This is a genomic window from Arthrobacter sp. Y3223166 (assembly GCF_059090935.1).
The window spans coordinates 23,071-41,766 of sequence record NZ_JBNHGE010000006.1; the positions used below are offsets into that span (position 1 = coordinate 23,071).

The 18,696-nt window shown below is 67.6% G+C and carries 21 protein-coding genes and 1 riboswitch; of the genes, 12 read left to right on the forward strand and 9 right to left on the reverse strand.

Annotated elements, in window-relative coordinates; genetic code table 11:
* Positions 1 to 138: 138 nt before the first annotated feature.
* Positions 139 to 558 (forward strand): MarR family winged helix-turn-helix transcriptional regulator, encoded by a 420-nt coding sequence (locus AC5RUH_RS04955; protein WP_494023447.1) that lies wholly within the window; start codon positions 139 to 141, stop codon positions 556 to 558.
* A gap of 30 nt (positions 559 to 588) precedes the next feature.
* Here the strand turns inward: AC5RUH_RS04955 and AC5RUH_RS04960 are convergent, their stop codons facing one another.
* A complete protein-coding gene (locus AC5RUH_RS04960; RefSeq protein ID WP_494001702.1) occupies positions 589 to 1,065 on the reverse strand; it encodes an acyl-CoA thioesterase in 477 nt (158 codons plus the stop codon).
* Positions 1,066 to 1,217: 152 nt separating this feature from the next.
* On the opposite strand from AC5RUH_RS04960, the gene AC5RUH_RS04965 reads away from it, so the two are divergent.
* Genes AC5RUH_RS04965 through AC5RUH_RS04975 form a run of 3 tightly spaced genes read left to right on the forward strand, consistent with a single transcriptional unit; the run spans position 1,218 to position 2,296 of the window.
* Complete coding sequence (locus tag AC5RUH_RS04965; RefSeq protein WP_494128057.1) at positions 1,218 to 1,493, forward strand: hypothetical protein; 276 nt, start codon at positions 1,218 to 1,220, stop codon at positions 1,491 to 1,493.
* Positions 1,494 to 1,553: 60 nt separating this feature from the next.
* On the forward strand, positions 1,554 to 1,952 hold the full coding sequence (locus AC5RUH_RS04970) for a YidH family protein (RefSeq protein ID WP_494001704.1): 399 nt from the start codon (positions 1,554 to 1,556) through the stop codon (positions 1,950 to 1,952).
* A complete protein-coding gene (locus AC5RUH_RS04975) occupies positions 1,952 to 2,296 on the forward strand; it encodes a DUF202 domain-containing protein (RefSeq protein WP_494014628.1) in 345 nt (114 codons plus the stop codon). Before AC5RUH_RS04970 ends, AC5RUH_RS04975 begins: the two co-directional genes overlap by 1 nt.
* A 109-nt stretch (positions 2,297 to 2,405) precedes the next feature.
* On the opposite strand, the gene AC5RUH_RS04980 is transcribed toward AC5RUH_RS04975, so the two are convergent.
* Both AC5RUH_RS04980 and AC5RUH_RS04985 read right to left on the reverse strand, forming a co-directional pair.
* On the reverse strand, positions 2,406 to 2,813 hold the full coding sequence (locus AC5RUH_RS04980; RefSeq protein ID WP_494128058.1) for a YchJ family protein: 408 nt from the start codon (positions 2,811 to 2,813) through the stop codon (positions 2,406 to 2,408).
* 2 nt (positions 2,814 to 2,815) lie between these two features.
* Positions 2,816 to 3,487 carry a TetR family transcriptional regulator gene (locus AC5RUH_RS04985; protein ID WP_493979572.1) on the reverse strand — a complete coding sequence of 224 codons (672 nt, stop codon included), beginning with the start codon at positions 3,485 to 3,487 and terminating at the stop codon, positions 2,816 to 2,818.
* 80 nt (positions 3,488 to 3,567) lie between these two features.
* On the opposite strand from AC5RUH_RS04985, the gene AC5RUH_RS04990 reads away from it, so the two are divergent.
* Entirely contained in the window at positions 3,568 to 4,065 is a 498-nt protein-coding gene (locus tag AC5RUH_RS04990; protein ID WP_494128059.1) for a CarD family transcriptional regulator, read from the forward strand.
* A gap of 146 nt (positions 4,066 to 4,211) precedes the next feature.
* On the opposite strand, the gene AC5RUH_RS04995 is transcribed toward AC5RUH_RS04990, so the two are convergent.
* Entirely contained in the window at positions 4,212 to 5,270 is a 1,059-nt protein-coding gene (locus tag AC5RUH_RS04995; RefSeq protein WP_494076754.1) for an App1 family protein phosphatidate phosphatase, read from the reverse strand.
* Positions 5,271 to 5,440: 170 nt separating this feature from the next.
* Here AC5RUH_RS04995 and AC5RUH_RS05000 point away from each other — a divergent pair, with 170 nt between their 5' ends.
* The 3 genes from AC5RUH_RS05000 (at position 5,441) to AC5RUH_RS05010 (ending at position 7,802) form a co-directional block, all read left to right on the forward strand.
* Positions 5,441 to 5,836: an SRPBCC family protein gene (locus AC5RUH_RS05000; RefSeq protein WP_494001710.1), complete on the forward strand. Its 396-nt coding sequence runs from the start codon at positions 5,441 to 5,443 to the stop codon at positions 5,834 to 5,836.
* A 259-nt stretch (positions 5,837 to 6,095) separates the two neighbouring features.
* A complete protein-coding gene (locus AC5RUH_RS05005; RefSeq protein WP_494073418.1) occupies positions 6,096 to 6,500 on the forward strand; it encodes a DUF4383 domain-containing protein in 405 nt (134 codons plus the stop codon).
* A gap of 99 nt (positions 6,501 to 6,599) precedes the next feature.
* Entirely contained in the window at positions 6,600 to 7,802 is a 1,203-nt protein-coding gene (locus AC5RUH_RS05010; RefSeq protein WP_494128060.1) for a hypothetical protein, read from the forward strand.
* Between the two features lie 282 nt (positions 7,803 to 8,084).
* Here the strand turns inward: AC5RUH_RS05010 and AC5RUH_RS05015 are convergent, their stop codons facing one another.
* Both AC5RUH_RS05015 and AC5RUH_RS05020 read right to left on the reverse strand, forming a co-directional pair.
* Entirely contained in the window at positions 8,085 to 8,801 is a 717-nt protein-coding gene (locus AC5RUH_RS05015; protein WP_494101878.1) for an NADPH-dependent FMN reductase, read from the reverse strand.
* A gap of 288 nt (positions 8,802 to 9,089) precedes the next feature.
* Positions 9,090 to 9,599, reverse strand: coding sequence for an Lrp/AsnC family transcriptional regulator (locus tag AC5RUH_RS05020; RefSeq protein WP_494014635.1), 510 nt, complete (start codon positions 9,597 to 9,599; stop codon positions 9,090 to 9,092).
* Positions 9,600 to 9,731: 132 nt separating this feature from the next.
* On the opposite strand from AC5RUH_RS05020, the gene AC5RUH_RS05025 reads away from it, so the two are divergent.
* Together AC5RUH_RS05025 and AC5RUH_RS05030 are read left to right on the forward strand one after the other, a co-directional pair.
* The gene (locus AC5RUH_RS05025; RefSeq protein ID WP_494128061.1) at positions 9,732 to 10,979 is read left to right on the forward strand and encodes an NAD(P)/FAD-dependent oxidoreductase; all 1,248 of its coding nucleotides are present in this window, start codon (positions 9,732 to 9,734) and stop codon (positions 10,977 to 10,979) included.
* Between the two features lie 100 nt (positions 10,980 to 11,079).
* A complete protein-coding gene (locus tag AC5RUH_RS05030) occupies positions 11,080 to 11,292 on the forward strand; it encodes a FitA-like ribbon-helix-helix domain-containing protein (RefSeq protein WP_494128062.1) in 213 nt (70 codons plus the stop codon).
* A 149-nt stretch (positions 11,293 to 11,441) separates the two neighbouring features.
* On the opposite strand, the gene AC5RUH_RS05035 is transcribed toward AC5RUH_RS05030, so the two are convergent.
* From AC5RUH_RS05035 to AC5RUH_RS05045, 3 genes are all read right to left on the reverse strand, one after another.
* Positions 11,442 to 12,752 carry an Nramp family divalent metal transporter gene (locus AC5RUH_RS05035; RefSeq protein WP_494026257.1) on the reverse strand — a complete coding sequence of 437 codons (1,311 nt, stop codon included), beginning with the start codon at positions 12,750 to 12,752 and terminating at the stop codon, positions 11,442 to 11,444.
* 392 nt (positions 12,753 to 13,144) lie between these two features.
* On the reverse strand, positions 13,145 to 13,708 hold the full coding sequence (locus tag AC5RUH_RS05040; RefSeq protein ID WP_494128063.1) for a PIN domain-containing protein: 564 nt from the start codon (positions 13,706 to 13,708) through the stop codon (positions 13,145 to 13,147).
* Positions 13,705 to 13,854 (reverse strand): hypothetical protein, encoded by a 150-nt coding sequence (locus AC5RUH_RS05045; protein WP_494001719.1) that lies wholly within the window; start codon positions 13,852 to 13,854, stop codon positions 13,705 to 13,707. The genes AC5RUH_RS05040 and AC5RUH_RS05045 overlap by 4 nt, the downstream gene beginning before the upstream one ends.
* A gap of 29 nt (positions 13,855 to 13,883) precedes the next feature.
* Positions 13,884 to 14,005, reverse strand: a riboswitch (SAM riboswitch).
* Between the two features lie 221 nt (positions 14,006 to 14,226).
* On the opposite strand from AC5RUH_RS05045, the gene AC5RUH_RS05050 reads away from it, so the two are divergent.
* Positions 14,227 to 17,808: a TM0106 family RecB-like putative nuclease gene (locus AC5RUH_RS05050; protein ID WP_494128064.1), complete on the forward strand. Its 3,582-nt coding sequence runs from the start codon at positions 14,227 to 14,229 to the stop codon at positions 17,806 to 17,808.
* Positions 17,809 to 18,033: 225 nt separating this feature from the next.
* Positions 18,034 to 18,663, forward strand: coding sequence for a superoxide dismutase (locus AC5RUH_RS05055; protein ID WP_494128065.1), 630 nt, complete (start codon positions 18,034 to 18,036; stop codon positions 18,661 to 18,663).
* Positions 18,664 to 18,696: the final 33 nt, after the last annotated feature.

The window sequence follows — 18,696 nt, forward strand, 5'->3', positions numbered from 1 at the left end:
TTCCCCGTCTGCGTCGGGTCCAACCGCGCGCCCGTCAGGAACCGGCCACGCAGGCCCCGGGGTGCCTTTGCCTTCGGCGCGGCGGCGTGTCCGGCAATTTCAGTCGATCGGCCGCGCGGACCCTTGTAGGGTGGCGGCATGGCACCTCTACGACCTATCGGTTATTGGCTGAAGCTCGTTGACCGGCTGCTCGACGAGCAGTTCATCGAGACCATGGAGGAACACGGCATCACCCGCCGGCAGTGGCAGATGATGAACCTGCTCGCGGACAAGCCATCCACCGCCGACGAGCTCGCGGAAGCCCTAGGGCCTTTCATTCCGGAGGAAGAGGGCGAAGGGCCCCAGGAACCGGTCGAAGAACTTGTGGAAAGCGGCTGGGTCAGCGCCGAGAACGGCCACTATGCGCTGACCGACACCGGGCGGGCCAGCCTGGCCTCCCTCGGTGAGGTGGTCGATCGCACGCGCGCCCGCATGGCGGACGGCATCAGCGAGGAAGAGTACACGGCCACCCTCGACGTGCTGGAGCGGATTGCCCGCAACCTGGGCTGGGAGGGCTAGGCACGACGGCGGCCCATCGCCGTCGTCGTCTCAGCGGAAGTTGGACTCTCCCAGGTAGGGTGCCAGGATCGATCGCTGGCGCTCATTCAGGCGCAGCAGCCGCCCTGTATCCGTGTGGAAGAACGCGAGCGTGGTTTCGGCCAGCACGCACTGCTCGGCGGTTACCGGGTCCATGATCCGGTAGGCGATGGTCAGGCTGGCGCCCTTGATCGCACTGATCCAGACCTCCACGTGGGCCGGGATGTTGCGGTAACTGAGCGGCCGGACGTACTTCACCCGGTGCTCCGCCACCAAAGCCTGGGTGGATTCGGGCAGGTCGGAGAAGACCGGCAAATCCACCTCGAGCCCGGGACCGCCGGTGCCGGCCGGAGGCCCGAACGCGTGGATGCGTGCTTCCTCCAAAATGCGCAGGATTTCCACGTTGTTGATGTGCCCGTAGGCATCCATGTCTCCCCAACGCATCGGCACGTTGCAGGTGAGGCGCTGGGCGGAAGGTGTCTGAGTCATCGCCCGATTCACTTTACCGGCCGTTTAGGCTGGGGAAACCGTTTGGCATTCCGCATGGTGAACCCTATAGTGGGAGGGCGCCACAGGGTGTGACGCGCAACACAGGTTTCGTGATGAACACATACAAAACAGAAGATACAGCCAGCAGCACTGTGGGATTCGACGTTTGGGTGGACGTCGAACTGCACGTAGATACCGAGTTGGGACTCATCCAGTTCTGCCTCGAGGGGGAACGCGTTCTGGGGTGGTCCGGCGATATTGACGCCATCGCCGCAGCTGCCGCGGATTCCGGCGGCGCCGCCCAGTGGTGCGAAAAATACTCCAAACTCCTGGTGCCGAGTTCACACAAGGGGGCGGGCAACCGCTTCTTCACCGTGGCCCGCATGGACCAGGACAACGACGACGACCGGGACCGGCCGGCGGCCTGACGTCTGGCATGTGACGTAAGGCGGCGCCGCGCCTACCGCGGACTTGGTTACCATGAAGCCGTGCCTACCTCTTCGCCCTCGCCCAGCCCGGAACGCGGCAAACTCGCCGACAAACTGCTCCGCGGCGGCACCGAGCCCGACCCGCGGTTCACGCTGGCCAACGAGCGTACCTTCCTGGCGTGGATCCGCACCTCGCTGGCACTCCTGGCCGGCGGCATCGCGGTGGAGGTCTTCACCGGCGGCGTCTTCGTCCCGGAAATCCGCAAGACCATCGCCATCATCCTCCTGGTCCTGGCCATGGCGATCGGCGGCGGCTCGTTCTTCCGCTGGCTCAACGTCGAGCGGGCCATGCGCCACAAGACTCCCCTGCCGCTGCCGCTGATAGCCCCGATCCTGGCGGTAGGCGGCGGTGTGGTGGCGGCCTTGCTGGTGGTCTTCGTCGTCCTGCGGCCGTCCTGATGCGACGCGCCCGCGCCGTGCCGGAGCCGGAACATCACGACGCCGGCCTGCAGCCCGAACGCACGTCCCTGGCCTGGAGCCGGACCACCCTGGCCATGATCGTGGCGACAGCCATGTTCCTGCGCTGGATGCCGGAATACGGCTGGTTCACCGGGACTCTGGTCGCCGTGGCGCTGTGCACGGCGTTCGGCATCTACATCACGCAGAAACTCCGGTACCGCCGGGCGGTCTCCGGCGTGGCCGACGAGAGGATCCACGCCGACGCCGCCGCTGCCGCCTGGGTTGCCGGCAGCGTGGTGGTGCTCGGCGCGCTCGGGATCTACGCCGTCCTGGCCCTGGACTGAACAACGACGACGGCGCCCCCGTGCTCGCGCGGCGTGATGCCGGGCGCGCGGGCGACTGACGGACGCCCCGGGGTGGTGCACCGCCGCCGCCCATCTCGGCCGGGTGCGCTCAGGCTATGGCGTCGCGGTAGACCCAGCGGCCGTCCTCGCGCACGAAGGTGCTCTTCTCCTGCTGCGTGCGATCCAGGCCGCCCTCGCGGTAGCCGGCTCGGAACTCCACGGTGCCCGCACGGTCGGTTACGCCGCCGCGGACGGTCTTGAGGATTTCCAGTCCGGTCCAGTGCAGCGCGGGGTCCAGCTCGAGCTGCGCGGGCCGCGTTTCCGAATGCCACGTGCGCAGCAGATAGGCGGCATCCCCGGCGACGAACGCCGTGTAGCGCGACCGCATCAGCGCTTCCGCCGTCGGCGGCTCGGCCTCGCCGCGGTGGAACGGCCCACAGCACTCGCCGTAGGCCCGGCCGCTCGGGCACGGGCACGGCGTCGTCGTCGTAAGGGCCGGGGTTCTTGTGTTTCGCATGGTCAGTGGGACAACTGCAGGGCAGCCGCGTAAATGTCCGGCAGGTTGTCGTTCCGGCCGGCTTCGCGCCGGGCCACCCACACCTCGAACGCGACCCGGACCACCGCCGCACAGGTCTCGAACGCCAACCTGATCTGCAGGTCGCTCACCCCGTCGCGGCCGAACCGGTCCATCAGGGCGTCCACCAGCCCGGTTGTCCGGGTGGCATTGTGCTTGAGCATGGCGGCCTTAAGCAGGGGCTCCTTGCGGATGAGCTGGTTGACGAGCAACATGCGGCGGGCCGCCGGAGCGTCGTTGTCCGCATACCCCTGCATCACCTCTTGGTAGACGCGCTCAAGCTCTTCGCGCGGGTTGCCGGCCGGATCGATGGTGAGCAGCCCGGCCTCGAGCGCGGCGTCAAAATCCTGGTGTGCCGGCAGCGCGGCTTCTTCCTTGCTGGTGAAGTACCGGAAAAACGTGCGCTGGGAGATCCCGGCGGCGTGGGCGATGCCGTCCACGGTGGTGGCATCCACGCCGTGTTCCTGGAACAGATGCAGCGCGGCCTCGCTGATTTCCGTCCGGGTCTGGCGCCGCCGCCGCTCCCTTAATCCGGGTGCAGCGACAGGGAGCTCAGCCGTGGTCGGGCCGGGCACATCGGTTCTGGAAGCGCCGCTGGTCGGCGTTTTCTGTGGCATAGCAGCTTCCAAGATACCCCATATTTGAGTATTCGCTGCCAATGTGGCAGTATCTGCCATAATGGCATGAAAGGGCATCAATGAACATTAAAGTTGGCGACACCCTCGTCTATCCCCCGCACGGCGCTGTTACCGTGACCGATCTCCGGACCCGTCCGTTCAAGGACTGCCAGACCAAGTTCGTACAGTTCCGCGCTCATCACGACGGCCTGCTGATCGAACTGCCGCTGGGCAACGCGGAAACGGTCGGCGTACGCAAGGCCATCAGCAAAAAAGGCGTTAAGGAAGTTTTTGCGATCCTGAAGGCGAAGGTGCCGGAGGATCAGGAGAACTGGTCGCGCCGGTTCAAGGCCAACCAGGAAAAGATCAACAGCGGCGACATTTACCGGGTCAGCGAAGTGGTCCGCGACCTCTCGCTGCGGGCCATCGAACGCGGCTCCTCGGCCGGTGAAAAGCACCAGCTCGAACAGGCCATGCGGATCCTGTCCTCGGAGCTTGCGCTGGCCGAAAAGACTGACAATGAAACGGCGCGGGCCATGATCGAAGCCGTTTTCGGCCCGCTGGAGGCCGCCGTTTAACAGGCCGCGCCCGCAGGAACGACGTCCGGGCACTGCCGCTTGACGGCGCCCCGCTCCATCAGGAGCGGGGCACCGTCGTCGTTAGAGGATTCCCAGCGGTGGCCGCCGTCGTCGTTGAAGGGTTCCCAGCCGGGGCGCCGTCGGCGTTAGAGGATTCCCAGCTGCTGAAGCTGGTTCGCCAGGCCTTTCCCGTCGGAGGCGTAGATCCACGGGATGCTGCGCGCGGGTCCCACCGGGCCGTCCTGGGAACGGCCGCCGGCCAGCACCGCTTCGCTCACCGACAGCTGGCGGATGGCGATGGCCGCCACGTGGTCGGGATAACGCAGCGCAAAGCCGGCGTAAATGGCTTCGTCGTGCTGGCCGTCGTCGCCGATCAGCAGCCACTTGATCTTCGGGAATTCTTCGGCCAACCGCCGCAGCTGGTCCACCTTGTGCATCTGACCGCTGCGGAACCAGCGGTCCTTCGTCGGCCCCCAGTCGGTGAGCAGCAGCGCACCGTCCGGGTACATGTTCCGGGACAGGAAACGCGTCAACGTCTGCGCAACGTTCCAGGCACCGGTGGATAGATACAACACCGGGCTGCCCGGATGCTCGCGCGTGACCCGCTCCAGCATCACGGCCATGCCCGGCGTGGCGTTGCGCGCATGTTCATCCAGCACGAACGTGTTCCAGGCCGCGAGCATCGGGCGGGGCAGCGCCGTGACCATGACGGTATCATCGACGTCGGACACCACCCCGAACCGGGTGTCCGGCGGCACCACGTAGACCGCGGCTTCCACCGGTTCAGAGTCCTCGCAGCGCAGCGTGACGGTGTGCCAGCCCGGAGCCAGACTCACCGAAACCTTGGCGTCCACCACTCCGCCGCGGTCGGCCACCACTTGGTGCTCAATGCCGTCGGCGTGGATCACCACCCGCGCGTTGGCCACGGGCGGGCTGATGAAATTGCGCCAGCCGCGGATGCCGTCGGCCACCAGCTTCGAGGGCATGCGGCCGTTGTCGAAGGCACCGGGCCGCGCCATCACTACCCGGGCCAGCACGCGGATCCAGCCGTCGGTGCCGTAGCCGGTAAACGGCATGACGGTGGCCACGTCACCGCGCTGCCGTGCCCGCCGTTCCCGGACCGCCTGCCAGCGGTCTTCAAGGCGCATGCCGATGTGGGCTGCCTTCTCATGGAGATCGTCGCCGTTGCCGGTAAGGGATGCCATGGTCCAAGTCTGTCATGCACACGCTAACCGGCTCGAACCTGCGGCAACGCGCGCCGCCGCGCGCCAACCACAGACCCTCCCGACGGCATCGCGAGCCCGCGGATCCTCCCGGCGGTGCCGGGCGCTCCGCGGGTCTTGCCCGCGTCGGAGCGAACCTGAAGACTGGCCACATGACGTTTGCATCGCGGCACATCAGCATCGCCATCAACCGACCCGTTGGAGAGGTCTACGAGTTCGCCGCCAAACCCGAGAACATGCCGCAGTGGGCCGCCGGACTCAGCTCCTCCATCGGAGTGGTCGACGACGCCTGGGTCGCCGAGACCGACAGTGGACCGGTGCGGGTCACGTTTACCGAGCGCAACGACTTCGGCGTGCTGGACCACTACGTGACCTTGCCGTCGGGCGAAGCTGTCTACAACCCGCTGCGTGTGCTCGGCAACGGCGACGGGACAGAGGTGGTGTTCACCCTCTACCACCGTGACGGCATGGACGAGGCGGCGTTCGAAGCCGATGCCGCCGCCGTGGACCGGGACCTGCACACGCTCAAGAGGCTGCTCGAGGCCTAAACCGCCCCCGGTTCCGGACCACCCGGGCAGCCGCGCCGACAGGACCGGACCGCCCACCGCCGTCGTCATTTTTCCGTGCCGCCGCGGCCAGGCGGACGTAAACTGAAAGCGCTGGTTCTGACGTCAGATGCGCCCCTACCAACAGCCGAGTTGTTACTCGACGAAGTTTCGAACTCATTGTCTGGGAGGAGAAATGACTACCGCATCACCGCATGCGCATCACGCACACGTCTCGCGCGGAAATGTGCGAAATGCCGCGATGACTTCGGGAATTGTTCTCTTGGTGATCGGTGTGCTGGGCTTCATCCCCGGCATCACCATGGAGTACGGAGAAATGGCTTTCGCCAGCGGCTCCGGCGCCATGCTGATCAACGCGTTCCAAGTGTCCATGCTGCTCAACATCGTCTACCTGGTGGTAGGCGTGGTGGGCTACATCATGAGCCGCACCACCAGCGGTGCCCGGGACTTCCTCATGGGAGCCGGCATCCTGTACCTGGCGATGTGGCTGTACGGCCTGATCGTCGGCCCCGGCGAATCAGCGGCCAACTTCCTGTCCACCAATGCAGCCACCACCTGGCTCAACTTCGTCCTTGGCGCCGTGATGCTGGCCCTGGCCATCGCCTACATGGTGCGCCACCGGGACGAGGCGCGCGAAACACGCTAACCGAAGCCGTCCCGCCGGTTTCCGGCGGACGGTTCGCTGCGGACCCCAGTCGACATGACTGGGGTTCGCTGGCTTCCGGGGCCGTCGGATACTGGCTCCGTGACACTCATGATCCTGTGCGGCGTGCTGGTGGCCGCCGGGCTGGCCGCGGTGGCCTTTCGGGGCGGGGAGCGGTTCCAGCCTCCGCCGGGCCGTGACGAGGCCCTGCGTCGGGACGACGGCGCGCTCGTGTTCGACAGCGGCACCCACGAGAACGACGACGGGGCCCTCGTCCTCGAGCGCGGCACCCCCGGGAACGATGAGGGAGCCCTCGTGCACTACGGCACAGGCGTGGACGACGACGGTGTGCTCGTCCTGGACGGCGGCGCCCCCGGGAACGACGACGGGGGGCTCGTGCTCGCAGGCGACACCCACGTGGACGTCGACGCCCAGGTGCCCGAGGGCGGCACCCCCGGGAACGACGACGGAGCGCTTCTGCTTCGCGGCCGCGCCCTGCCGAGCGGCGGCGGTGCACTCCTGGCGCACGTTGCGCGCAGGGTGCTGTGGTGGGCGACAGTGCTGCTGGTCGCCGGCGGGGTGGCCGGGCTGTGCATGGCGGGCGCCGGCGGGCGGTTGATCATGCGCCTGTTGGCGGTGACGTCGCCGGAGGACGACGGAAGGCTGACCGATAACAACCAGACCATCGGAGAGATTAGCCTGGAAGGGACCGGGAGCTTCGTCCTTTTCGGCGTGGCCATCGGCTGCGGGACGGCACTCCTCTACGGCTTGGTGCGGTGGTGGCTGCCGGCCGGCCGGGCCGGCGGAGCGGCCTTCGGGCTGTTGCTGTTATTAGTACTCGGTACCGTGCTTGGGCCGTTGCAGCCGGACAGCCGGGACTTTGAGGTGGTGGGCCCTGGCTGGCTCTCGATCGCGGCCTTCTCCGCGCTGGCCATTGCCCACGGCATGCTCGTCGCGGTGGCCACGGCTTGGCTGTCCCGTCGCCTCCCGCTGCTGCGGACGGCCAAGGACCTGCAATGGTACCTTCCGCTGCTGCTCCTACTGGTCCCGCTGGGCGGCGCCAGCGTGGTGGTCGCGGCCTGGATTGTCGCCGCCGTCGTGGTGGGCTGGGCACTTGCGGCCCTCAGAGTGAAGCTCTTCGCAGACTGGCGCGCCGGGCGGCCTGCGGGCCCGGGACGTCGGGAAGAACTGCTGCAGCGGAGGGTACTGCTGGGCGGACGCATCGCTTTGGTGGTGCTGGCTTCGGCCTGCACGCCCGGTTTCATCATCTCCATGGCCACCATCATTGCGGCCGAGCGCGGGTAGTCCACCTACTGCTGCGGCGGGTTCAGCCGACGGAACGGTGCCGCACCGATTTGCTTCGGCGGGTTCAGCCGACGGCGCCGTGCCGCACCGAAGCTTCGGCGGGTTCAGCCGACGGAACGGTGCCGCACCGATTTGCTTCGGCGGGTTCACCGACGGAACGCCCCAGAGAACAGCACCGCCCCCGCCGGATGGGGAAACGGCGGGGGCGGTGCTGGCCGGCCCGAAGGCCGGCGGCAGGACAGCCCGCCGAACGGAGGCGGCGGGCGTGCCGGGCTTGGGGTTCTAAGCGGCGGCGTTCTGCGGAGTGCGGATGGTGGCGAAGCCTTGTGCCCACAGCACAAGCTGGTCGGCCATCGGGGCCAGCGTTCCGGCATTCTGCTCGGTCGGCTTGAACTCGGAGAAGTTCTCGAAGTCGGTGAACAGCGAGAACATCACCTGGTTGCGGACCACGGCCACCTGCAGCTCGGCCAGCATATTGCGCAGGTGTTCGGCAGCGCGGACGCCGCCCATCGAGCCGTAGGAAACGATGCCGGCAGCCTTGTTGTTGAACTCGACGTTCAGGTAGGACAACGCGTTGGCCAGGGCGGACGAGACCGTGTGGTTGTATTCGTTGGCCACGAAAATGTAGCCGTCAAACTCGCTGATCTTGGCCGACCAGGCCTTGGTGTGGTCGGCCTGGTAGTTCTGGTACGCGGCCGGGTAGGCCTCGTCCAGCAGCGGCAGATTGAAGTCGGCGATGTCGACGACCTCAAAGGTGGCGTCCGTCCGAGCGGCCAGTTCGGCGGCGACCCAGTTGGCGACGGAGTCATTGACCCGGCCGGGGCGCGTGCTGCCGGTGATGATGGCGATCTTAGGGAGGCCGGCGGCGGCTTCGCTGCGAGCGGCCTCGGCCGGCTGGGCGACGGGTGCATCCGTGCGGGGCTCCGCAGCGGAGGCCGCAGGGTTGGCGGCAGACCGGCGGGCGCTGGACTTGCTGAAAAGATTCTTAAACCAGGACATTGCAGCCTTCGATAGATTGCTTGAGCTTTCAACTATCCTATCCGGCCGAAGAATGACATGTCAACAAAGGGCAAGGCTGCCCGCTCCGGGGCACGGGCGAGCGACTGGAATCGCCCTGAATCCGGGCCGGCGCGGCGGAGAAGCGGGCCCCTTCCGGGGTTCCGCAGCCAGGGTACGGGCGTGCCCATAGAAGCCGGCTCCCCAAATAGGGAGCGAGACACGCCTCCGGGCAGCCCTCCCCCGCCAACATGGCGAGACCGAACCCCCACAAGGGCACTCTCTCCCCCATCAGGGAGCGAGCGAACTGCCGGGCGGGCGGACGTGTTCGAAGATGACCGTGGTATTCGTGCCGGCAACCTCGGGGCGGACGCTGAGGTTGTTCGCGACCAGGTCGCGCAGCGCGTTGGAGTCCGCCACGGCGACATGGATCAGGAAGTCGCGGTCGCCGGTCACAAAGAAAATCCCCTCCACCGCGGGCAGGCCTGACAGGAAGTCCTTGAACTGGGTCAGGTTCGACCGCGCGTGCGCCTGCAAGCGGATGGAGATCAGCGCCTGCAGGCCGCGCCCCACGGCCGCAGGGTCCACGTCGGCATGGAAACCGCGGATCACGCCGCGTTCGCGCAGGGAGCGGATCCGGCTCAAGCACGTCGAGGGGGCGATGCCGGCCGCCGCCGCGATCGCGTTGTTGGGGGTTCGGGCGTCGGCTTGGAGCATCTCGACGATCAACCGGTCGATGCGGTCCAGCCCCGAACCCGCAGGAGCCCCGAACGGGCGTCGAAGATCATTCGATTCGACCATGTGATCACCACCACTTTCTGAACTTACTGCCTGTATGCCTCACTCTTACAGAATCTTCTCCTAACGGCTTGAGAAACGGGTAAACATTCTTCAGGATGGGTCCGAGAGAAGAGTCGACCCGAGGAGCACACGATGTACTCTCGCGCACACGCCCCGAGCACCGCCGTCGTCGTGGGTGCAGGCATGGTTGGCTTGGCCACCGCCTGGCATCTGCAGGAACGCGGCGTGGAAGTCACCGTTCTGGACCGATCAGGCGTCGCCGCCGGCGCCTCGTGGGGCAATGCCGGCTGGCTCACGCCCGGCATGGCCATGCCGTTGTCGGACCCGACCATCTGGACCTACGGGCCCAAGGCGCTGGTCGACCCGACGGCGCCGCTGCACATTCCCGCCCGCCTGGACCCGCAGCTGTGGAAGTTCCTGGCCCGCTTCGCGCTGCACGGCACGCAGAAGGCCTGGGACCGGACCATGGCCGCGCTGACGCCGATCGACAAGATGGCGCTGGAGAGCTTCGATGAGCTGACCGATAACGGCGTCGAATCGTGGACGCGCAAGGGACCCTTCATCGTCGGTTTCGAGGCGGAGAAGGAAAGCCGCCACTTTGTCCACGAGCTGGCCAACGTGGAGAAGGCGGGCCAGTCCGTCCCGCTGAGCCGCCTGGACAACCCCCAGGTCAAGGTGCCGCAGCTGTCCGCCGGCGTCTCGACGGTGTTCGAACTGGAAGGCCAGCGGTTCCTTGAGCCCGGCCCGTTCGTCGAGGCCCTTGCCGCATCCGTCGTGGCACGCGGCGGGAAGATCATTTCCGGCGCCGAAGTGCGCTCCCTGCGCCACGGCCACACCGGGATCTCGGTGGAGACCTACGCGCATGAGCCGTTCCACGCCGACGTCGTGGTCCTGGCCACCGGCGCCTGGCTGCCCGATCTCGCCAAGCCGCTGGGTGTTCGCACCATGGTGCAGGCCGGGCGCGGATACTCGTTCAGCGTGGCCACCGACCAGCCGGCCGAGTTCCCCATCTACTTCCCGGCGCGCCGCGTGGCCTGCACCCCGTACCAGGGACGGCTGCGCATCGCCGGAACCATGGAGTTCCGCGGCCCGGACGAACCGCTGCAGACCGGGCGGATCGACGCGATCCTGGCGGCCGTGCGGCCGTTGTTCACCAACATGGACCTGGAGAACCTCGAGGATATTTGGGTCGGCCCGCGCCCGGTCACACCCGACGGGCTGCCGCTGATCGGCGCCACCCGCTCCCCCGGCGTGTACGTGGCCGGCGGGCACGGGATGTGGGGCATCGTGCTGGGCCCGGCGACCGGCAAGCTGCTGGCCGAACAGATTGTCACCGGCCGGGTGCCCGACGAGATCCGGCCGTTCGACCCGCTGCGCTAACCCCCGCGGGCGGCCCGCTGACCGCCCGCTGACAGCTCGCTGGGACGGGACTAATATGGGCGGCACGTGGGGCGCAATGCTCCGCGGGAAGGTGACTGTCATGGAATCGCTCACGGTGCCCGGGTTGGACGCGCGGACCATGGAAGGACTCCGGATCCTGGCCGATACGCACCATCGCTCACCCGAAGCTGAGGCCCGGGCGATCCTCGTGCAGGCAGTCCGTGGGCTGGGCGAGGCGGACGAACTCCTGGCCTCGATCGTCGGCGACGACGATTCGGCCGACGACCGCAAACGCCGGACCGGCCGGCAGTAGGCGGGCCCGTCGCCGCGCGGCCCCCGACCGCGCGGGCAGTCGACGCGCAGGCAGTCGACGCGCTCAAAACCGCGCGCACCGCCGTCGTCGTTGTTAAACAAGCGCTGCCCCGCACCGAAACGGTGCGGGGCAGCGGAGCCTGCGGGAAATCAGCCGCCGAAGAGCGGCGAGACGGAGTTCCACAACTGGTAGACACCGAGGACCACGAACAGCAGGGCACAGATGCCCAGCGCGATGTTCGTGTGCAGGCGGTTGGCCCATTCCTTCGGGATCCGCTTGCCGTTGAGCAGGCCCAGCAGCGTCAGTGCCAGGAACGGCATGAACAACGACCCCAAGGCACCGTACAGCAGGATCAGCGCGATCGGCTTGCCCAGCATGAACAGCAACATGGGCGGGAACGTCAGCCAGAGGACGTAGAACTTGAAGTACTTGCCGCCCACGCGCGTGTCCGGGTGGCCGGACTCCTTCTTGCGCATGTTGCCCCAGAAGTCGGCGAACATCAGGGACACGCCGTTCCAGACGCCGATGATGGAGGAGAAGGAGGCGGCCCAGAAACCGACGAGGAAGCCGGTGCCGACCACGTCTCCGTACTCATCCTTGAGTACCCCGTACAGGTCCAGCAGTCCTTCGTCGCCGGCGCTCAGTGAAACACCCGCGGTGCGGACTACTTCGGCGCCGACAATCAACATGGCGATGACGAAGATGCCGGTCATGACGTAGGCCACGGAGTTGTCGATGCGCATGACGCGCATCCACTTGGGTGTGTGCCAGCCCTTTTCGCGAAGCCAGTAGCCGTAGGCCGCCAGCGTGATGGTGCCGCCCACGCCGCCCGCGAGCGCCAGGGTGTAGAACACCGCGCCCTCTTCCTGCGGGATCATGGGCACCAGGCCGCCGATCATCTCCGGGATGTTGGGCACGGCGATGATGGCCAGCCCGACGACGGTAACGAACATCAGCCCGACGAAGAAGGCGGTGATCTTCTCGAAGGTGGCGTACTTGCCGAACCAGACCATGACAAATCCGGCCAGGCCCATCAGGATCGCCCAGGCCCACAGCGGCAGCACCGGGAACATCGCGGCCAGCGGCAGCGCTGCCGATGACATTGCCGTGGCACCGTAGACGAAGCCCCAGATCATGATGTACGGACCGAAGTACCAGGTGGTCCAGCGGCCCAGCGAGCGCCAGCCCTCGAAGATCGTCTTGCCCGTTGCAAGGGTAAAGCGTCCGGCACCTTCAACCAGGATGATCTTCAGGATGACGCCGACGATCACCGCCCAGAACAGCCCGTAGCCGTACCGGGAGCCCGCCACCAGCGTGGCCACCATGTCCGCGGCGCCGACGCCTGTGGCGGCGACAACGAGACCGGGACCGACGATCTTCCACTTGGCGGGAGCGCCGCCGTCGTTATCCACCCGTGCAGCGGCATCGAGCGTGCCCGGGGCATTGTTCTCAGTGGCCATGAGCCATGTATTCCTTACCGTGATGGAGCTTGTCCGCAGAAAGAGGCGGCAAGAGTGCCGCCCGTCACCGGACCCCGTCTAGTTTCTCACGCGTTCTGAACGCCCGGTCGGTAAATAGCCGAGGGGGCCACTCGCGGAACCGTTCGGCGCAACACAGGCACTCTTCGGCGGGAAAGTGGCGTGCGATTGTGGTCGTTCGCATACCCGCTGCGGTTGGTCGCAGGGGTCGGTGGTGCGGTCCTCAAGGTGCGGTTCTGGGGGCGCGGGCGCTGCGGTTGATCACGGGGGTCGGTGGTGGCGTCGGACGGGGTCGGTCCTCGGGGTGCGGTGCTGGGGGTGCGGGCCGCGGTGTGCTCGGGGTGTGCTGCTCCCGCCCGTGGACGCTGCAGGCCCTAGCGCCGGGCCGGCACCCAAGGGTCGCAGGCTTCAACCGCAAGCCGCCGATAGGCCTCGGCGTTGCCGGACACCACGGTCAGGCAGTGCCTGGAGGCGGTCGCGGCGATCAGCGACTCGACGGCCGGCACGTCTTGAATGGCCAGCGGCGCCCAGGCCTCGGCCACCTGCTGGTCAACCGGCAGGATAAAGGCCGAGAACCGCGCGGTCAGCTCGACCAGCCACGCGTCGGCCTGCCCGGTCAGCGCGGAGTCCTGGGTGCTCAGCGCCCGCAGCTCCCCCAGGGTCAAGGCGGAGATGTAGACCCGGGAGCGGCGGCGCCGCCGCAGGAAGTCGACGACGGCGGGGTCCGGGCTTTCGCGCCTGAGCTCAACCACGACGTCGGTGTCCAGCAGCAGCCCGCGGGCCCGCCGCGGGCCGGAAGCTGCGGTGGGCACCTGCGCGGCCGCGGGAGTCTGAGACGCGGGCGCGGCCGGCGCCTGCGCGGTGGCGTGGGCCTTCGGTCCGGGTCCGGTCTGCGCGGCTGCGTGGGCCTTTGCTGTCGGCACGGTCCGCGTGGTCATTGCGCCGCGGCGATGTCGCGCTGCTGCCCGCGGGGCTGCCGGGCGGCATCCAGCAGGAAGTCTACGAAGGCCTCGCGCGCTGCGGAAACCTGTTCATAGTCGGCCAGGCTCAAGACCTGCAGTTGCGGGGAGTGAGGGATGTCCATGGCAGCCGGCGCCGGGCGCCGCGTCCTTTCGCGTGCTCTTGCCCGCATCGGTAGCCGAGGCTGATGCGGGCCGCTTCGTCATCCGAACCACCCAACGAGCGTGGGGTTGGTATGTGGCCAAGTCGGAGCTTGGCGGCCACAGTTCTTGAAGCTGTTGGCAGTATAGCCAGAGCGGCCGCCAGACCGCCGGAGACCGCGGTCACATCGCGTAACAGGAATCCCGGGCCGGGCGCCCATGCCCCATTCGCGAAAATGTCGGTGCCGGACGGTAGACCTGTAACTGCCGGCAGGCACCGGCTGGTGGCGGGATATCGTTGGGGGGACCCGCCGCCCGCCGGGTTGGCACCTGCGCACCTGTTTAAAGGAGGCACCGTGTTTCTGCTCGACTCCGAAGTCGACGGGGCTGACCGCGACCTGGTCTACACAGCCAGCGACCTCGTCGTCGCCGCCCAGTGCGAGTACCAGCTGCTGCGCAAGCTGGACGAGAAGCTGGGGCGCTCCCCCGTGGCGGATTTTGGCCGCGACGAGATGCTCGAGCGCACGGCGGAGTTGGGCGATCTGCACGAGCACCGGGTCTTGCAGCGCTTCCGCGACACCTTCGGCGCCGGCGTGGCGGAGATTGCCGAGACCCGCAGCTACACGCGGCAGGATTTGCAGGCCAAGCACGACGAGTCGATCGCCGCGCTGCGCTCCGGCTCAGACGTGGTGTTCCAGGCGTCCTTCTTCGACGGCCGGTTCCATGGACGGTCCGATTTCCTGGTCAAAACCCACAACGACGGCGGAGCTGCCGCCTACGCGGTCTATGACACCAAGCTGGCCCGACACGCCAAGGTCACCGCGCTGCTGCAGCTGGCCGCGTACGGGGACCAGCTCCTCCAAGCCGGCATCGCCGTGGCTCCCACCGTGACGCTGGTGCTGGGCGACCGGCGGCACAGCAACCACAGCCTCACCGACCTGCTGCCGGTTTTTCGCGAACGCCGCACCAGGTTCCTCAACCTCGTTACCGCACACCGCGAACAGCCAGACCAGGTCCGTTGGGGGAACGAAAGGGTCACCGCGTGCGGACGCTGCAACTACTGCTCCGAACAGGTTGAGCTGCACCGGGACCTGCTGCTGGTCGCGAACATGAGCACGCTGCGCCGGCGCAAGCTGCGAGCGGCCGGGATCTTCACCATCGACCAATTGGCCGCCCTGGAACTTCCACCCGGTGAACCGAGAGACGGCGCGCTGGCCCGGCTCCGCGACCAGGCACGAATGCAGACCGGCTCCGCCACGCCGGACGGCCGGGTGACCTACCGCAAGGACGGCACGGAACACGAGGTTTCGTACCGTGTGCTGGAGCAGCACACACTGTCCCGCCTGCCTGCGCCCAACCCCGGCGACATCTACTTCGACTTCGAGGGCGACCCGCTGTGGCAGGACGAGGACGGCGAGTGGGGGCTGGAGTACCTTTTCGGCGTGGTGGAAAATGCGCCGGCTGCCGGCACGGCCCCGCCGTTTAAGCCCTTCTGGGCGCACAGCCGCGCCGGCGAACGGCAGGCGCTGGCGGATTTCCTGGAATATGTCTCCGATCGGCGGCGCCGGTATCCGGGGATGCACATTTACCACTACGCCAACTACGAGAAGGCCGCATTACGCCGGCTGTCGCTGCAGCATCTGGTGGGTGAGGAAACCGTGGACGGTTTGCTGCGCGAGGGTATCCTGGTGGACCTCTACGACACGGTCCGGCACAGCCTGCGGATCTCGGAAAACTCCTACAGCATCAAGAAGCTCGAGCCCTTGTACATGGGAGATAACCTGCGGTCCGGCGACGTCAAGGACGCCGGAGCTTCCGTGGTCGCATACGCCCGCTACTGTGCGGCCAGGGACGCCGGCAACGACGCCGAGGCAGAGACGGTCCTGAAAAGCATTGCCGACTACAACGAGTACGACTGCCTCTCCACGCTGGAACTGCGCAATTGGCTCCTGCGGTTGGCGGCCGAACGCGGAGTCGTGCCGGGACGCACGACCACCGCGGCGGCCGCTGCCTCTGCCGCGAGTGGGACGTTGGCCACCGACGACGAACCGCTGCCGCCGGAGGAGCGGCGGCTGCACGACTACGTCGAGGCTGCCGCCGACAGGGCCGCCCGGCGAAACGAAACGCTGTCCGCCGATGAACAGGCCGTCGCCATGGTCGCGGCCGCGGTCGGCTACCACCGGCGGGAAGCGAAGCAGTACTGGTGGGCCCATTTCGACCGGCTCGACGCCCCGCTGGAGGACTGGGCGGATACCCGCGACGTCTTCACCGTGGATTCCGCGCGCGTGGTTTCCGGGTGGGAGAAGCCCACGTCGCGCAGCAACCCGGTCCGCGTGCTGCGGCTCACCGGCAGACTGGCGCCCGGATCCACCATCAAGGAAGGCAGCCTGCTCTGCCGGCTCTACGACCAGCCCTTCCCGGCGTTCCTCTGCGACCAGAACGACGGCGTCAATCACCGCGCGTACTGGTTCGGCGCCGAAGTGCTGGAACTGGGGGCCGACGGCGAGAAGGACACGCTCCTGGTAAAGGAGCGGCTGCCCCGCGGTGCCGACGAGTACAACGAGCCGCCGGTGGCGCTCACACCCGACAAGCCGCTGCCCACCACCTCCATCCGGCAGGCCCTCGCAGACCTCGCCGCTGCGGTTGCCGGCACACTTCCCGGCTTCCCGGCCGAACCGGCGCTGGACCTGCTGCGCCGTCGCCCGCCGCGGCTGGCAACGCTGGCGCGGCTGCCCGAGGTCCAAGACCACCCCGACGGCTACGTGGACGCGATCACCGCCGCCGTCGCCGACCTGGACGATTCCTACCTGGCGGTTCAGGGACCGCCGGGTACCGGCAAGACCTATGTCGGTTCGCACGCCGTCGCCCGGTTGGTGGCCCGGGGCTGGAAGGTCGGCGTCGTCGGCCAGTCGCACGCCGTGGTCGACAACATGCTGCGCGCCGCCATCGAGAAGGCCGGCGTGCCGCCGGAAGTCGTTGCCAAAAAACCCAACGGCGACCACGACCTGCCGTGGACCAACCGGAGTACGGACGATGTGGCCCGGTTGCTCGCCTCCCCCGGGGGCGCGTTGATTGGCGGCACGGCATGGACCATGACGGGGTCTGCCGTCCCGCCGAAGTCGCTGGATCTGCTGGTCATCGACGAAGCCGGTCAGTTCTCGCTGGCCAACACGCTGGCCGTCTCCCGGGCCGCCAGGCGCCTGCTGCTGCTGGGTGATCCGCAGCAGCTGCCCCAGGTGACCCAGGGAACGCATCCGGAACCGGTCGACGAGTCGGCACTCGGGTGGCTCTCTGACGGCCATGCCACGCTGCCGCCGGAGCTGGGCTATTTCCTCGCCCTGAGCTGGCGCATGCACCCGGACCTGTGCCAGGCCGTCTCCGTCCTGGCTTACGAGGGGCGGCTCAAGTCGGCGCCGGCCGCCGCGCTGCGGCGGCTGGAAGGAGCTCCGCCCGGGGTGGAATGCGTGTACGTGAACCACCACGGCAACGCGACGTCGTCGCCCGAAGAAGCCGCCGAGGTACTGGCCCAGGTCCGCCGGCATCTGGGCCTGCCCTGGCGTACGGACGGCACGGCACGGCCGCGCCCCCTGGCCGGAACGGACATCCTCGTGGTGGCACCCTACAACGCCCAGGTCCAGCTGATCCGTTCCGTGCTGGACGGCGCCGGGCTGGCGGAGGTCCGGGTGGGCACGGTGGACAAGTTCCAGGGCCAGGAAGCGCCGGTTGTGATCGTTTCCACCGCGGTGTCCGCCGCGTCCGAGGCGCCGCGCGGAATGGAATTCGTGCTTAACCGGAACCGGAACAACGTGGCTGTCTCGCGCGGGCAGTGGCGGGCGGTTATCGTGCGTTCCCGCGCCCTCACGGACTACCTGCCGGCACGGCCCGCCGGGCTGGAGGAGCTGGGGGCGTTCGCGGGGCTCTGCGACTGCACGAATTGACCTCACCGCGCCCGCTCTCTGGATGTGGAATGTCGTCTCAGGGGTCAAACCGCCCGACAGGCTGCGGATGCGCGGCTACGTCAGTGGCGAAATTCGCTACGGTGCCAGCCTCGGTCATGTTTGAATGAGGATTGGCAGCTTGGCGGGCCAACCACCGGTTGTCCGTGCCGGCTGGAAGTGTGCACTGAGTAGTTTCCGCACAGTAATTCCGACGAGAGGAAGAACATGAGCAAGTACGAACTGCCCCAGCTCGACTACGATTACGCGGCCCTGGAGCCGCACATCTCGGCGAGGATCATGGAGCTGCACCACTCCAAGCACCACGCCACCTACGTGGCCGGCGCGAACACCGCGCTGGAGCAGCTGGCCGACGCCCGCTCAAAGGGCGAATTCGGCAACGTGCCGAAGCTGTCCAAGGACCTGGCCTTCCACCTCGGCGGGCACACCAACCACTCGATTTTCTGGAAGAACCTCTCCCCGGAAGGCGGCGACAAGCCCACCGGCGAACTGGCCTCCGCCATCGATGAGTACTTCGGTTCCTTCGACGCGTTCCGCGGCCACTTCGGCGCCGCAGCGCTGAGCCTGCAGGGCTCGGGCTGGGCCGTGCTGGCCTACGAACCCCTGGGCGGCAACCTGGTCATCGAGCAGCTCTACGACCAGCAGGGCAACATCCCGGTAGGCACCATTCCGCTGCTGATGCTGGACATGTGGGAGCACGCCTTCTACCTCGACTACGTCAACGTCAAGGCCGACTACGTCAAGGCGTTCTGGAACATCGTCAACTGGGCCGACGTCGCAGCCCGCTTCGACTCCGCCCGCTCCGGCGCTTCCTCGCTGATCACCCCGGCCAAGTAACACTGGCCAACCGTGCTCGGGCACGGAGATGAC

Bases quoted from the DNA above. Each gene is read 5' to 3' on its own strand.
- AC5RUH_RS04955 (WP_494023447.1), top strand. From the start codon at position 139: ATGGCACCTCTACGACCTATCGGTTATTGGCTGAAGCTCGTTGACCGG.
- AC5RUH_RS04960 (WP_494001702.1), bottom strand. From the start codon at position 1,065: ATGACTCAGACACCTTCCGCCCAGCGCCTCACCTGCAACGTGCCGATG.
- AC5RUH_RS04975 (WP_494014628.1), top strand. From the start codon at position 1,952: ATGCGACGCGCCCGCGCCGTGCCGGAGCCGGAACATCACGACGCCGGC.
- AC5RUH_RS04980 (WP_494128058.1), bottom strand. From the start codon at position 2,813: ATGCGAAACACAAGAACCCCGGCCCTTACGACGACGACGCCGTGCCCG.
- AC5RUH_RS04985 (WP_493979572.1), bottom strand. From the start codon at position 3,487: ATGCCACAGAAAACGCCGACCAGCGGCGCTTCCAGAACCGATGTGCCC.
- AC5RUH_RS04990 (WP_494128059.1), top strand. From the start codon at position 3,568: ATGAACATTAAAGTTGGCGACACCCTCGTCTATCCCCCGCACGGCGCT.
- AC5RUH_RS04995 (WP_494076754.1), bottom strand. From the start codon at position 5,270: ATGGCATCCCTTACCGGCAACGGCGACGATCTCCATGAGAAGGCAGCC.
- AC5RUH_RS05000 (WP_494001710.1), top strand. From the start codon at position 5,441: ATGACGTTTGCATCGCGGCACATCAGCATCGCCATCAACCGACCCGTT.
- AC5RUH_RS05005 (WP_494073418.1), top strand. From the start codon at position 6,096: ATGACTTCGGGAATTGTTCTCTTGGTGATCGGTGTGCTGGGCTTCATC.
- AC5RUH_RS05015 (WP_494101878.1), bottom strand. From the start codon at position 8,801: ATGTCCTGGTTTAAGAATCTTTTCAGCAAGTCCAGCGCCCGCCGGTCT.
- AC5RUH_RS05020 (WP_494014635.1), bottom strand. From the start codon at position 9,599: ATGGTCGAATCGAATGATCTTCGACGCCCGTTCGGGGCTCCTGCGGGT.
- AC5RUH_RS05025 (WP_494128061.1), top strand. From the start codon at position 9,732: ATGTACTCTCGCGCACACGCCCCGAGCACCGCCGTCGTCGTGGGTGCA.
- AC5RUH_RS05030 (WP_494128062.1), top strand. From the start codon at position 11,080: ATGGAATCGCTCACGGTGCCCGGGTTGGACGCGCGGACCATGGAAGGA.
- AC5RUH_RS05035 (WP_494026257.1), bottom strand. From the start codon at position 12,752: ATGGCCACTGAGAACAATGCCCCGGGCACGCTCGATGCCGCTGCACGG.
- AC5RUH_RS05040 (WP_494128063.1), bottom strand. From the start codon at position 13,708: ATGACCACGCGGACCGTGCCGACAGCAAAGGCCCACGCAGCCGCGCAG.
- AC5RUH_RS05045 (WP_494001719.1), bottom strand. From the start codon at position 13,854: ATGGACATCCCTCACTCCCCGCAACTGCAGGTCTTGAGCCTGGCCGAC.
- AC5RUH_RS05055 (WP_494128065.1), top strand. From the start codon at position 18,034: ATGAGCAAGTACGAACTGCCCCAGCTCGACTACGATTACGCGGCCCTG.